The following is a 14,065-nucleotide window of genomic DNA, read 5'->3' as shown; positions in this document are numbered from 1 at the left end:
ACTGGATATGACCAGGGGTATCAGCGATAATAAACTTCCGTTTTTCCGTTTGGAAATATTTATAAGCGACATCAATAGTAATACCCTGTTCCCGCTCTGCCCTCAAACCATCTGTTAAGATGGCCAGATCAATAGTACCATCGTCATTTTTGCGGTTACTGGCCTGCAATGCTTCCAGCTGGTCGGCCAGGATAGAATCTGTATCATATAACAGACGGCCAATCAGGGTACTTTTACCATCATCAACACTACCTGCGGTAAAAAATTTCAATATGTTCATTAAAAATATCCTCCTTTCTTACGGTCTTCCATAGCGGCTTCCGATACTTTATCGTCCATTCTGGCACCACGTTCACTAATTTTAGATGCGCTGATTTCTGCAATAATATCGTCCAGCTCAGTCGCATCCGAACTTACCGCAGCAGTACAGCTCATGTCACCCACCGTGCGGAAACGCACCTTTTTACGTTCAACGATATCTTCCTCATCCATATTCAAAAAAGGAGAAGCCGCCATCAACTGGCCATTTCTGGTAATACAATCCCTTTCGTGCGCAAAATAAATAGAAGGCAATTCCATTTTCTCTCTTTTGATGTAATTCCACACATCCAACTCTGTCCAGTTGCTGATTGGAAAAACCCTTACATTCTCTCCCTTATGGATCTGGCCGTTGTAAATGTTCCAGAGTTCCGGGCGCTGACGCTTTGGATCCCACTGGCCAAATTCATCCCTAACCGAAAAAATACGCTCTTTTGCTCTTGCTTTTTCTTCATCTCTCCTGGCGCCGCCAATACAGGCATCAAAACCGTACTTAGCTATCGTATCCAGTAAAGTAACGGTTTGCAAGGCATTTCTGCTGGCATTTTTACCGGTCTGTTCAATCACTTTCCCTTCATCAATGGAATCCTGAACATAACCCACAATCAGTTTTTCACCGATTCTTTCAATCATCTGATCACGAAAAGTGATGGTTTCTTCAAAATTGTGGCCTGTATCTATATGAACCAGTGGAAAAGGAAATTTTCCAGGGCGAAATGCCTTTTCCGCCAGACGAACCAGCGTAATAGAATCCTTGCCTCCGGAAAATAACAAAGCTGGTTTTTCAAACTGACCTGCTACCTCACGTAAGATGTGAATGGCCTCCGCTTCCAGCTCATCTAAATAATCTAAATTAACCTTACTCATATCTTATTTCTTATTGTTGGGTGGCATGTAAACCACATTCTTTTTTTGACTGATCTTCCCACCACCATCTTCCGGCACGGAAATCTTCTCCTTCTCTCACTGCACGGGTACAAGGCGCGCAGCCAATGCTGGGAAAACCTTTATCATGCAGGGTATTGTACACCACATTATTTTCTTTAATATAGGCCTTTATTTCTTCCAATGTCCAGTTGAACACAGGGTGAAACTTTAACAGCTGATTACCTTCATCCCATTCAATATTACTCATATCGTGGCGGTTCAGAGACTGCTCAGCCCTGATCCCGGTGACCCAGATTTTTTTACCGCTTAAGGCCCGCTTTAAGGGTTCTATTTTGCGGATATGACAGCATTCTTTCCGGTTTTCTACAGACTCATAAAAGCTGTTTGGTCCTTTCTGATCAACCATTGCCTGCAAAGATGCCGCTTGTGGAAAGTAAGCGTGAATTTTCTTCTTATAAATTTCCAGGGTACGGTTCCAGACATAATAAGTTTCCGGAAACAATCTCCCGGTTTCCAGGGTAAACACCTCTATTGGAATATCATTCCTGAAAATCAAGTCGGTAATCACCTGATCTTCCCAGCCAAAGCTGGTGGAAAAGGTAATCTCTCCGGGATATTTCTGTGCAAAATACTGAAGTGACGCTACCGGATCCAGCCCCTGTATGTCTTTCGCGATATCTGCTAAATACGTATTCATTGTCTTAAAACAATTTTAAAATAAAACCAAAGATGCTGCGCAAGCTCACCAGGATTACAATAATCCCTACGGCCACCATAATGGTTTTCACAGAGATCTTATTGGACACTCTGGCCGCAATAGGTGCTGCTAAAGCACTCCCGATAACCAGGCCGCCAACCGCTTCCCAGTGGGCACCGTTCAACATCGTTAAAAAAGTTAAAGAACTCATCGAAGCTATAAAAAAACGGGTGATTTTTACGGTTCCTAAAGAAAATCTTGGATTTCTGCCTCCGGCGATTAAACTGGACAACACAATAGAGCCCCAGCCCCCTCCGCCTACCGCATCAATAAAACCACCCGACAGCCCCAGCAAAGAGATTTTTTTGATCTTTCCTTTTGCAGTTGGTTTACCCGTTTTATAGGCTTTAGATAAAATCACCCCACCCAGAATTAAAGTGTAAATGGAAACCAGCGGTTTGGTATACTGGCTGTAATGTTCCAGTGAAGACAGTAGATAAGCTCCCGTTACAGCACCCAGGATACCAGGAATGATCAGCAAACGGAACAATTTCCAGTTTACATTACCCATTCGATAATGCATCCAGCCCGCTATTCCATTACTCAGGATTTCTGACAAATGGACCGCCATACTGGCCGATGCAGGTGGGATACCCATGGCAAGAGAGAAAGAAGTAGAGGTTACTCCGTAAGACATACCTATAGCGCCGTCAATCATCGCAAAAACAAATCCGCCCAGTAAAAACCAGTAGAATACAGGGTTCAGGTTGAGCAGGAAGCTTTGAAACTCTGGTTCTTTGTGCCAAAAAACAGCAATGACAACAGAGATGGACAACACAATGGTGATCCAGACCAGCCATTTAAAATTCAGCTTCATCGCCCTGCTTTTCTGGTCTTCGACCAATAAGGAAGTGACTTTATTGAGTTTCTTAACTTTGTCTGTAAAATCGCCTTCTAGTTTATTTCTGAGTTCCTGCATCTGTTGAAGAGTTATATTTAATTCGCCGGGTAAACCATCATTTAAAGTTTCTTTCAGTCTTTTTGCAATCGTTGGCGATTTTCCATTGGTGGATATCGCAATTTTTAAATCTCCTTTTTTAACTATGGAGCCGAGATAAAAATCACACAGCTCGGGTTTGTCTGCAAAATTGGCCAGAATCTTACGTTCCTTGGCCGCTGCACGAATCTGATCGTTTAAATCTGCATTATTGGTCGCAGCGATAACCAGTTCGGCGGTATCCAGATCTCCAAGCTCGAAGGCCCTCTGGTTGAGACTCACATTTGGAAATTTCACGGCCAGTTCTTTCAATTGCGGCAAGATTTCCAACGCAACCAGGCTGATCTTTGCCGAAGGGCTATTGTTCAACAGCGCAGATAATTTTTCCAATCCGACCGGCCCACCGCCAACCACCAGGGTATGTAGAGTATCTAGCTTAATAAAAACGGGAAATAACTGGTTACCTTCCAAATTGTCTGTTGCTTAGAGTTCTTCTTTTAATGCTTTGTAAAAATCTTTGATGGGCTGGAAAGAAGGGTGTAAAGAAACCACCTCTCCAAAAACAAGTAAAGCCGGTGCTTTGATCCCTTTTTCCAAAACAATTTCTTCAATGGTATCTACAATTCCGATTGCCAGTTTTTCCTCTTCGGTTGAACCACTCTGAATGGCAGCTACAGGAAGCTTGTTTTTTCCTTCATTCTGAAAAAGTTTTACAATTTCTTTCAGTTTCCCCAATCCCATCAGCACCACGACTGTCGCTTTTGTTCTCGCCGCTTCATAAAGATCGTTTGAAATGGCACCAGAAGCTGTAGTACCGGTCACCACCCAAAAGCTCTCACTTAAGCCCCTGTGGGTAACCGGGATTTGTTGAAGACCTGGAACGGAAATGGAGCTGGAAAGGCCAGGAATAACCTGTACAGGAATACTATATCCGGCTGCATAATCCAGTTCTTCATAGCCTCTTCCAAAAACAAAGGGATCTCCGCCTTTCAAACGCACCACATGCCCGTAATTCAAGGCATAGTCGACCATCAGTTTATTGATCTTATCCTGGGATAAGGAATGTTCTCCTGATCTTTTACCAACATAGATCCGTATCGCATCTGCATGTCCGTAATCCAGAATCGCTTCATCTACCAAAGCATCATAAAGGATCACGTCTGCTGATTTCAGTGCATTGGCTCCTTTCATCGTGATCAGTTCCGGATCTCCCGGACCTGCACCAACTAAAGTAATTTTAGGTTCTTTGAACCCGGTTTTTTGTGTGATCATTATTGAAACGCCCCCTCTCTTTTTGCTTTCATTTCCAGATAGAATCTTTCTGCAGCCTCCAGATAAGTGGTTGCAAATTGTTCAGTCGGTTCATTCTTATTGATTTGCAGTACCAGGTCACTGAAACTGCCGTTTAGTTGTACTTCTCCGCTGTCTACATAATTGGCATCAAACTCACGGATCACTCCGGCCTGTGTACTACTGTTGACTGCTTTGTCCAGCAACAAGGCTTTTGCAGTATTCACCAAAACGCTGTACGTATGGTAAATGGCATCTGCCCAGGCACCTGCCTCATAAGATCTTCTTGCCCAGCCCAGTTTTTCTTCTCCTTCTAATAAAAGGGTCGCAACCAGGTCGATCACCACACCAGCACATTCGCCTACGCCAATAGCGGTTTCAAAAGTTTCTTCATGCCCCCAGTCAACATATTCCTCATCTTTCAGATTGGTCAGATCAGCCAGTGGTTTCAGTAACTGATAAAAATGGTCTTTGGTTAAGCGATCGTAATACTGATGAAAAGTTTCTCCTTCCTCCGCATTGCTGTGATAATCGTCCAATACAACTCTTAAAACAGAGGTTGCTCTTTTTGAAGGAACTTTGATCACACGCTCCGATACTCTACCCTCACCGTCTCCTACTGTTCCACCGCCCAACATCACCTGAACGGCAGGTACCACTTTGCCGTTGGCTTTAACTGAACTGCCATGAAAACCTATATGCGCCAGACCATGCTGACCGCAGGAATTCATACAGCCACTGATTTTCACTTTGATGTCTTTATCATAGATTAAATGAGGGTATTCTTCATAAACCAGTTCTTCCAGTGTGGCCGCAAGCGACATACTGTTGGAAATGCCCAGGTTACAGGTATCTGTTCCAGGGCAGGTGGTAATGTCTGCAATGCTGTCAAAACCCGGAGCAGCAAAGCCCAGTGCATTTAACTTTTCAAACAAAACCGGCAAAGCTTCCTTGCGTACAAATTTCAGCAGCAAACCTTGATTTTGCGTAATTCGAATCTCGTCGGCAACATACGGCTGTATGGCAGCTACGAGTTCTCTGGCCATGAAGGTGCGGATATCTCCAATCCTTACTTTAATATAGACCCCGTAAAAACCTCTTTGTTTTTGCTCAAACACGTTGGTAGCCAGCCAATGCTGATAGGCTGGTGTGCCTTCTGCTTCTGTTGCTTCAGCCTCTAAAACTGGTGGCGGTTCAGGTAGAGGAACGGTATTCAGATCAATTTTAAAACTTTTGGATTTATTGGCGGTACGTTCTTCATCTACCAGTCTCAACACTTCATCCAGTCCAAGCTTCTGAACCAGATATTTTAAACGGGCTTTATTCCGGTTGTTTCGCTCTCCATAGCGGTCAAATACACGCAATACAGATTCTGTATAAGGAATGATCTGATCTTCCGGAAGAAACTCATGTACCGGATGGGCTAAAAATGGTTGTGCCCCTAAACCTCCTGCAAACAACACCTTAAACCCGCGTTCTCCTTTTTCATTAATCTTTGGAATAAACCCCAGATCATGAATATAGCTGAAGGCAGTATCTTTCTCTGTAGAAGAAAAGGAAATTTTAATCTTCCGGCCCATTTCCTGGCAAATCGGATTCCTCAGGAAATAAGAAAATACCGCATGTGCATAGGGTGAAACATCAAAAGGTTCTTCCGGATTAATACCAGAATCTGGTGACGAGGTTACATTTCGGACGGTATTTCCACAAGCTTCACGCAAGGTGATGTCATCTCTTTCCAGCTGATCCCAAAGCTCTGGCGTTCTGTCCAGGCTTACATAGTGCATTTGGATATCCTGCCTCGTGGTCAAATGCAGGTTACCACTTCCATATTCATCGGCTACATCAGCTATTTTCAGCAGTTGCCTGAAAGTGACTTTACCAAAAGGGAGCTTAATGCGGATCATTTGCACCCCAGGTTGTCTCTGGCCATAAATCCCTCTGGCCAGGCGCAGGCTCCTGAATTTTTCATCATGGATAAGACCTTCCCTGAAGAGACGGATCTTTTTTTCAAGATCAATGATATCCTGCTCTACGACAGGATTTTCAAGTTCTGTTCTAAAACTTTGCATGTTTATTCTAAGTTTTTGATTAAAAAAAAACTTCCCCGTTGGTTAGACCGAAGAAGTTCTTATATATTATACCCCATAACAGCCTTAAGCACTGCGCTTACAACACAGGAACATCATAACGTTTTTAATCATGGTTGTTTTGTTCATAGTACAAATATATAAAGTATATAGAATATATAGTCTTTGTAGGTGAAATTATTTTATATATTTTTCAGAAAGGGCTATAAACCTATATTACAGGCTACTGTAGGATAAGGAAGCCATCCGAATTTTACAATAGAAAAACCGGGCAGTGTCTAACTTTGGAAAAACTTATGGAAATAAAGCAGCTGATAAGTGATGGCATTGGACCAGTAATCCCAGTTGTGGCTGCCCGGGCGGATAATAAAATCATGGGGGATATTATTATAGAGCAGCTTCTCATGAAATTTCAGGTTAACCTTATAAAAGAAATCGTCTGTTCCACAATCTATGATCAAAGACAGTTGATGTTTGCTGAGCAAGGGCAGCATCTCGGTTACACTGTTTGCAGCCCACCTTTCCGGGTATTGAGCATAATTACCCAAACGTTTGGAGATGTTCCAGTTGTCAGGGAAAGGTCGCAGATCAAGCCCTCCACTCATACTTCCGGCAGCGCCAAAAACATCCTGATGTTTAATCGCCAGAGAAAGTGCACCATGGCCACCCATACTCAGTCCGGTAATAGCCCTTCCTTTTGGAGAGGCTATTGTTTTGTAATGCTGATCCATCCAGCCCACCAATTCGGAGCTCACATAGGTTTCATATTTCCAGCTGGAGTCTTCCGGGCTGTCCAGGTACCAGCTGGACACATTTCCATCGGCACAAACCACGATCATCTGATACTGGTCAGCAGCATCTTTAATGGCAGGAATATTCTTGGTATAGTCCTTATAACTTCCCCCATGTCCATGCAAGAGATACAGTACCGGAAAATGGGACTGCACCTCATACCCATCTGGCAAAATAACTACGGCTTTGATAGTTTTTGTCATCGAAGGACTGTAGGTGAGTGCGGTGTCTACCTTTGCGGCCCACAATGATGTTGTTAAAAAAATCAGCAATAATGTACCAAATAGTCTGTTCATGGCAAGGTGCGGTTTATTTTGGTTAAGATATAAAATAGCTTCAAATTTTAGAAAAAAAGCATTAAACCACCTGCATTAAAGGACATTTTATACCTATTTGAGAAATTACGTTCTTTTTTAGGTGATTAATTTTTTTTTGTAAAAACAAAGAAGACATTTAAAAGGAACTAATCCTTTTCATCATGAATTTTAGAATAAAAACCACTTTATTCGCCTTAACGGTGATCATTTTTTGGGAAACAGGTTGCAGAAAAATTACATCTTCGGAAGAGACACCAATCATCAATCCCCCTGCAAATAATAGTCAGCTATTTATTCCGGTGAAGCTGGAATCTGCCAAACAGCAAATACAACTGAAATACCTTGAAAATTCGAATCTGCTCCTTACTGTAGAAGACAATACGGGCAGAAAAGAGCAGATCAAATACAATAAGAACAAATTGGCCTCCGGCTTTGAAAGCTATGAAAACAACCAGCTTGTTTATTCATCCGATTATTTCCGGGACGCCACTGGCAAGGTAAATATCATTAATCAATTTAAGGTAAACGGCCCGGCATTTACGCCTATTGGTCACCTATTGATCGGATATGACTCAGGTAACAGGGTCGCACAAGTCAGCACTTTTGACCTGCATGATCAGTTACTGGAACATAAGATCTATACTTATGATCAGCAGGATCATCTGATCCGTATCGAAACTGAAAAGCCTTCTTTCAAATCCGAGATCAGTATTTGCAATTATGATCAAAAAAAGGGTTTGTGCAACGCTGTTCCAAATGCGCTCCTGTTTAGTATAGAAAGCCAGTACAAATTCCTGTTCTATTCGGTCGCGGGCAATTTATTAAGTAAAACCGCTATATCCGCTGAGAAAGGCTATACATGCAGCTATGAATACAATTCACAAAGCCAACCCTCAAAACTAAATTTATTGGAAGGAAGCCTGACAACCACCTTTATCCTGACCTACAAAATCCTCCCCTGATTTATAAGTTTACAAAAGCGGTTGGAAGACCTGCAGATTTGACACCTGCCACACTCTTTCCTGCATTTGTCTTTACCCGGATAATGGCGCGGCCGTTATAAAGCTGAACTTTTCTGGAACCGGTTGATGTTCCCTGATCCTGGATCAGACTGCCATCGCCGGTCAGAGAGAATTCCACCAGGTTTATCGCATCCAGGCAAAGTATGCCTTTTGAGTCAAAAGCTTTAACCTCCAGTGTGGCTATTCCATCTTGTTCACCTGTTTTTTGCAGAACGATTTTCGTTGGTTTAGACCATTTATCACTTTGATATTCCTGTTCAATCTGGTCAGTGACTGTTGTTCTTCCTTTTTTAGCAACCACTTTAAAGGTATATTTTCCTTTTACCATGGGCACTTGCCAGCGCAAACCTGCAGCCGGAAAATTCTGACTGTTGCGCTTTTTAACACCGTAACTTTTGCCGTTCACAAATAGTTCCGCCTCATCACAATTCGAATATACTTTAACCATTTTCTCTTCTCCTTCCTCTCCCCAGCGCACAGGCCAACTGTGGCCATAAATATGTGCCATAGGTAAGGTTGTCCAGTAAGACTGAAAAACATAAAAAGCTTCTTTCTTTGTGAAGTCTCTTTCTATAACCCCCTTCTGATTGACGTAAGGAACCGGATTATCTGGCCTCACCGGAGTAGAGAAATCCTTAAACGGCCAGTAAGCTGCTCCACTTAACCAAGGCATGGTTTCCTGTTCCTTCAAATGCCAGTCGATCAGATTGCTGATATAACTTTCACTCCAATCACCATCTTTAGATACCCTCGCTGCACCACCATAAAGTGAAGCGTCTCCGGCACGTTCATCTGCTCCACCACCAGTTTTAATTTTGCTTAAGGCATTGTCCGGATTCTCCGAATGCCGTCTGGCATGGCTGTCCCCTCCCCATTCCACATGCAAAAAATGATCTACTTTATTAAATTCTTCTTCACTTACCGCTTTATATTCTGTGTAATTTCCACGGTACCAACCTGCCCAGATAGAGGGAGAATAGACATCCACTATATCCCTGCAGAAATCGCACCTGCGAATGGCTGTTTTTCGGGAAGGGTCCAGATGGTGTGAGAGATCGTTGAGTTCTTTCATAAAAGCCCTGATTTTCTGCTGATCAAACTCCGGGAAATCGCCCGGCCAGTCATTCTCATTTCCCATTCCCCAAATAATGATAGAAGGGTGATTGTAATGTTGTTCTACCATATGGGTCAGCATTCTTTTAGCTTGGTCCTGATAGATCTGGCCACCCAAGCCTCCCCTGCACCATGGAATTTCTTCCCAGACCAGGATCCCCAGGCTATCACACAGATTAAGTACAATTCTGGATTGCTGATAATGGCCCAGACGGATAAAATTTACGCCCATTTCTTTCATCATCTTGATTTCCGTCCGGATCATATCTTCGGTCATCGCAGCGGCGACATCAGCGTGATCTTCATGACGATGCGTTCCCCGCAGGAGCAGTCGCTTGCCATTCAGCATGAATGGTCCCTTTTTCACAAACTCAAAATTCCGGAACCCTATCTTTTCCTCCTTTTTTACCGTTTCTCCGTTTGCTGTTATACTCAAGTTGACCGTATACAGCTGTGGAACATCGGGCGACCAAAGCTTTGGTGACTTGACCTCGATACTGCTCAGCAAAGAGTCGCTTTTGAAGGTGTTCAATTGCTTGCTAAAATTATAAACCACTTTCCCTGAAGGATCCTTCACATTAATCTTAACCATTACTGAAGCGATCTGATCAGGATGGTATAATCTGGCTTTAATATCCAATTTACCATTCCCCCCTTTTGCATCTACCTCAGCATGAGCAAACAGTTTATCCACAGATATGGCCGGTGTATACACCAGGTTTACATACCTGTAAAGACCTCCGTATACATTAAAATCTGACAGGTTCGAAGGAATCATTTCCAGGTCTCTCGAATTGTCACAACGGATGATCAGCGGAACCTTACCTTTAAACTGGGCCTGAAATTCTGGTCTTTTTTTAAATGCATCAACAGCCTCGGTCAGATCGGCGGTCCATTCATCATAGCCACCCGTATGCTCGGCTACTTTAGTCGTATAGAGATAGACTTTTGTTTTCTGCCCCGCACCTTCAAAATGAAGCAAGGTCCGCCCTTTTGCATAAGGATTGTTCACGTCCAGCAAGATGCGGTACCAGCCAGGTCCCTGATAGTAATTTACATCGGGATCTACAGCATCATGTGCATTAAAACAATGCGGCAGAGTTACTTTTTCCCAAACAGGCACACTTTCCGGATTCCCTTCTTTAACAGGCCTTACAGCTTCCCAAATCCCCCCAAGATCTCCTTTAAGGTATTCCCAGTTTTGGATAAGTCGTTTGGAGGATTGCGCATGAAGTAACGGACTGCACAGGATCAGTAAGATCAAAAGTAAATTTCTCTTCAACATAGATCAAAGTTAACCAAAGTGCAATCTTAACACTCTATTAAATTGGCAAAAGATTCAGTTTTTACAACCTGCTTTTAGGCGATGAAAAATATTTTATGGATTCCATTCCAATATAATGGCGCTTTGTTCCTAAATTACAAAGGTTCTTTACGAAAAGAGAATTATGCACAGCTGCCAATAAAATGGGATTAAAAATTGTAAAATTTATTTTTTTTGGAAACTACTTTGTTGGCCTGCTTGCTCTCGCGTTAACCATTGAATCTACCCTTCAGCTTAAACTGCCCTTCAACTCTTTATGGTACTATATCCTGATTTCCCTGGTGCCCGTGGTGTACTACACCTATGCTTATATGGGGGTCAACAAGTTTTCTTCAGATCTCAATCCAAGGTCAAAATGGTATTCAGAACATCAGTTTACTGTAAAATGGAGCCAATTGATCCTGGGCTCAGCCAGTATATTGATCTTCCTCTATCTGTTTGCCCATAATTTCTACGCAATTTTTCATCTTCCAGTCATTTACTGGATCATTGTATTCGTCCTTTTGCTGGCGGCAGCATTATATTATGGTTTGCTCCCTTCCTATTTTTTCAACCTCAATCTGAGAAACACAGGTTGGTTAAAGCCTTTCGTGATTGGTTTTGTTTGGGCCTGTACAGCCAATATTATACCACTGGTGGTGCTTAGAATCGAAACAGGTATCAATGGTGCGGAAGGTGTTTTCTGGATATGGCTCTTTATTAAAAACTGGATGTTCTGTACGGTTAATGCCATCATGTTTGACATGAAAGACTATGCGATTGATGCCAATAGAGAACTGAAAACCTTTACAGTCAGAATGGGCTTAAGGAAAACTATTTTTAATGTATTGATTCCTTTGCTGCTGATTGGAATGCTTTCTTTATGCATTTTTGCCTACCTCAAACACTTCCTGCTGATGAGTGTGGTCTTAAACCTTGTCCCCTTTGTACTGACCACAATGGTAGCCTATTCCATGAACAAGCGAAAAAACATCCTCTTTTACCTGATCGTCATTGATGGATTGATTTTAGTGAAGGCCTGCTGTGGAATAGCAGGTGTGTTGATCCAGTAAAACCATTTTTGCACAGTATTGTTATGTAGAAACTATGGAACCATTTGATATCCAGATCAACATTTCAGGAAATACAACCACATTGCTGGTGTTTCCAGACCCTTATGAGCCAATCTATGAGGTTTATGAAGACAAAAACCGTCTTGGTGTGGTGTATAAAGACACCGATAACAACAATTGCTGGTGTTCTGATGAACCCATTCCGATGGAAATCATTAACCTGATTGGCAAACAGATCGACGCCTATGAGGCCCCTGCAGAAGGCGTTTAGCCGAAAACAGATTTCGCTTTTTGAATGGCTTTCTCCAGATCAATTCCCTGACCAAGTACGCCTTTAAACAAGTCTCCTTTTGCTTTCAACCGGTCTACAGCATTGAAAATCGTAAAATCCTGCATTTTTAAACCAGGCTTTACTTCATCCCAATCCAGTGGCATAGACACGGTGGCACCTGGTTTAGGGCGCAGAGAATATGGGCCTGCGATAGTTGCTCCCGGCCGGTTTTGTAAAAAATCCAGATACATCTTTCCTTTTCGGTTAGCCACCATTCTTTCCAGACTGGTATATTGCGGTATCTGCTTATTGACCAGATTCACAACGATCCGGGCAAACATCTGACTTTGATCGTAGGTGTATCTGGCTCCTAAAGGAATATAAATATGCATGCCGGTTGATCCGGATGTTTTACAGAAAGAAGGCACATTGATAGCATCCAGTACCTTTTTCACCTCGAGCGCTGCAGCAACGACCTGATCAAAGGTATTCTTATCCGGATCCAGATCTATGACACAGTAGTCAGGTTGATCCGGAGATTCAACCCGGCTGAACCAGGGATTCATTTCAATACAACCCAGCGAAGCCATCCACAATAACGTTGCCTCATCAGCACCGACCAGATACTCTTTTTCTTCTCCTTCACTGGTGGTATAGGGAAAGGTCTTAGCCCATTCTGGTGCCGTATTGGTCACATCTTTCTGGTAAAATCCTTTTCCGTGAATTCCTCCCGGAAAGCGATTCAGTGACATAGGCCGGTCTTTCAGATAGGGTAAAATATATTCCGCAACCTGGTAATAATAATTAAACAGATCTCGTTTGCTCACCTTATCTTCGGGCCAGTAAAGTTTGCTCAGATGTGTGAACTTCAATTCATGCCCGCAAACTTTTCGAACCTGCGTTTCATCTTTAGGGTTTAGCAGTGTTTTTCTTTCTTTGTTTTTCGGCGGTGTTATGGCCTCCTGATGCCGTTCTGCAGCTTCTTTTTTCACAATCTTTTCAGTCTTTTCCAAAATATCTTCTTTCGGTGCAGCAGTTTCCCGCAGCACCTCTTTGGCTTTCTTATCTATACGCATCCCTTTAAAAGAAGGATGCCGGAATACGCCGTCAGCAGTTACTTCTGAAAAAGCAACCTCACAAACCAGTTCCGGCTTTAACCAGATGGCTTTGGCTTTTGGAGGATTTGGCCTGAACCTGGAAGGTTTATTGACATCAGGGAGTTCTTCAAAAGGGCTTTTATCTGTAATTAAAGGTTTAAATTGAGCCATCATTTCCTTTTGCACCTGATCGTTGAACCCTGTACCCACCTTCCCAACATACTGAAGCTTAGCATTTTCGTACACACCCAGCAGCAAGGAACTGAATGCTTTAGGGGTATCTGCATTCTTTGTGTAACCTGCAATCACCACTTCCTGCCTTTTATGCACCTTAATTTTGACCCACTCCTTTGAACGGTAGTTGTAGGAATAAGTACTGTCTTTTTTCTTTGCAATAATTCCTTCCAGCCCCATTCTTTCTGCAGCCGCATAGAAATCTATGCCACTGGCATCAAACACTTTGCTCAAACGTACCCGGTCATCCTGTTGCGGTAGAATAGTCTTCAAAATATCCTGTCGCTGGTACAAAGGCAGTTCTCTCAGGTCCTTACCCTCGTACCACAGCAGATCAAACACGTAATAAACCAGTTCTCCGTCCGCCTCACTTCTCCAATTCTGAAGATCTCCAAAATTAGAAACCCCTTTATCATTTAAGACCAAAACCTCACCATCCAGTACGGCATTCATCTTCCAGCCCTCCAGCAACTCATAGATTGGGTAAAACTTATCGTTAAAACTTTTCTTATTCCTAGACAGGAGTTCCACTTTTCCTTTATTCAGATAAGCCAAAGCACGGT

The 14,065-nt window shown here is 42.8% G+C and carries 12 protein-coding genes; 3 read left to right on the top strand and 9 right to left on the bottom strand.

Going from position 1 to position 14,065, the window contains the following annotated elements:
* The 7 genes from VNZ46_RS17655 to VNZ46_RS17625 form a co-directional block, all read right to left on the bottom strand.
* The coding region (locus VNZ46_RS17655) for a GTP-binding protein (RefSeq protein ID WP_325561357.1) at positions 1-280 on the bottom strand (280 nt) is incomplete at its 3' end.
* Positions 280-1,185 (bottom strand): sulfate adenylyltransferase subunit CysD, encoded by a 906-nt coding sequence (gene cysD / locus VNZ46_RS17650; protein WP_325561356.1) that lies wholly within the window; start codon positions 1,183-1,185, stop codon positions 280-282. The genes VNZ46_RS17655 and cysD, both read right to left, overlap by 1 nt.
* Positions 1,186-1,195: 10 nt before the next feature.
* A complete protein-coding gene (locus VNZ46_RS17645; RefSeq protein ID WP_325561355.1) occupies positions 1,196-1,903 on the bottom strand; it encodes a phosphoadenylyl-sulfate reductase in 708 nt (235 codons plus the stop codon).
* Between the two features lie 4 nt (positions 1,904-1,907).
* Positions 1,908-3,371: a TSUP family transporter gene (locus VNZ46_RS17640; protein WP_325561354.1), complete on the bottom strand. Its 1,464-nt coding sequence runs from the start codon at positions 3,369-3,371 to the stop codon at positions 1,908-1,910.
* Positions 3,372-3,383: 12 nt separating this feature from the next.
* Positions 3,384-4,172, bottom strand: a complete 789-nt coding sequence (cobA, locus tag VNZ46_RS17635; protein ID WP_199077606.1) for a uroporphyrinogen-III C-methyltransferase — start codon at positions 4,170-4,172, stop codon at positions 3,384-3,386.
* Entirely contained in the window at positions 4,172-6,262 is a 2,091-nt protein-coding gene (locus VNZ46_RS17630) for a nitrite reductase (protein ID WP_325561353.1), read from the bottom strand. The genes cobA and VNZ46_RS17630 overlap by 1 nt, the downstream gene beginning before the upstream one ends.
* A gap of 296 nt (positions 6,263-6,558) precedes the next feature.
* Positions 6,559-7,368 (bottom strand): alpha/beta hydrolase family protein, encoded by an 810-nt coding sequence (locus VNZ46_RS17625; RefSeq protein ID WP_325561352.1) that lies wholly within the window; start codon positions 7,366-7,368, stop codon positions 6,559-6,561.
* Positions 7,369-7,550: 182 nt separating this feature from the next.
* Between VNZ46_RS17625 and VNZ46_RS17620 the strand changes: the two genes are divergently transcribed.
* Positions 7,551-8,351: a hypothetical protein gene (locus VNZ46_RS17620; RefSeq protein WP_325561351.1), complete on the top strand. Its 801-nt coding sequence runs from the start codon at positions 7,551-7,553 to the stop codon at positions 8,349-8,351.
* A gap of 1 nt (position 8,352) precedes the next feature.
* Here VNZ46_RS17620 and VNZ46_RS17615 read toward each other — a convergent pair whose 3' ends face one another.
* Positions 8,353-10,809 carry a glycoside hydrolase family 2 TIM barrel-domain containing protein gene (locus tag VNZ46_RS17615; RefSeq protein ID WP_325561350.1) on the bottom strand — a complete coding sequence of 819 codons (2,457 nt, stop codon included), beginning with the start codon at positions 10,807-10,809 and terminating at the stop codon, positions 8,353-8,355.
* 182 nt (positions 10,810-10,991) lie between these two features.
* On the opposite strand from VNZ46_RS17615, the gene VNZ46_RS17610 reads away from it, so the two are divergent.
* On the top strand, positions 10,992-11,900 hold the full coding sequence (locus VNZ46_RS17610) for a hypothetical protein (RefSeq protein ID WP_325561349.1): 909 nt from the start codon (positions 10,992-10,994) through the stop codon (positions 11,898-11,900).
* A 34-nt stretch (positions 11,901-11,934) separates the two neighbouring features.
* Complete coding sequence (locus VNZ46_RS17605; protein ID WP_199081365.1) at positions 11,935-12,171, top strand: hypothetical protein; 237 nt, start codon at positions 11,935-11,937, stop codon at positions 12,169-12,171.
* Here the strand turns inward: VNZ46_RS17605 and ligD are convergent.
* On the bottom strand, positions 12,168-14,065 hold a 1,898-nt coding region (gene ligD / locus VNZ46_RS17600; protein WP_325561348.1), incomplete at its 5' end, for a DNA ligase D. The two genes, VNZ46_RS17605 and ligD, sit on opposite strands and share 4 nt — an antisense overlap.

The sequence above is a fragment of the Pedobacter sp. genome, from assembly GCF_035566355.1.
Taxonomy (GTDB): Bacteria; Bacteroidota; Bacteroidia; order Sphingobacteriales; family Sphingobacteriaceae; genus Pedobacter.
Note: the sequence above shows the minus strand (reverse complement) of the source record. Positions and strands in the feature narration are given on the sequence as shown.

Bases quoted from the DNA above. Each gene is read 5' to 3' on its own strand.
- cysD (WP_325561356.1), bottom strand. From the start codon at position 1,185: ATGAGTAAGGTTAATTTAGATTATTTAGATGAGCTGGAAGCGGAGGCC.
- VNZ46_RS17645 (WP_325561355.1), bottom strand. From the start codon at position 1,903: ATGAATACGTATTTAGCAGATATCGCGAAAGACATACAGGGGCTGGAT.
- cobA (WP_199077606.1), bottom strand. From the start codon at position 4,172: ATGATCACACAAAAAACCGGGTTCAAAGAACCTAAAATTACTTTAGTT.
- VNZ46_RS17630 (WP_325561353.1), bottom strand. From the start codon at position 6,262: ATGCAAAGTTTTAGAACAGAACTTGAAAATCCTGTCGTAGAGCAGGAT.
- VNZ46_RS17625 (WP_325561352.1), bottom strand. From the start codon at position 7,368: ATGAACAGACTATTTGGTACATTATTGCTGATTTTTTTAACAACATCA.
- VNZ46_RS17620 (WP_325561351.1), top strand. From the start codon at position 7,551: ATGAATTTTAGAATAAAAACCACTTTATTCGCCTTAACGGTGATCATT.
- VNZ46_RS17615 (WP_325561350.1), bottom strand. From the start codon at position 10,809: ATGTTGAAGAGAAATTTACTTTTGATCTTACTGATCCTGTGCAGTCCG.
- VNZ46_RS17610 (WP_325561349.1), top strand. From the start codon at position 10,992: ATGGGATTAAAAATTGTAAAATTTATTTTTTTTGGAAACTACTTTGTT.
- VNZ46_RS17605 (WP_199081365.1), top strand. From the start codon at position 11,935: ATGGAACCATTTGATATCCAGATCAACATTTCAGGAAATACAACCACA.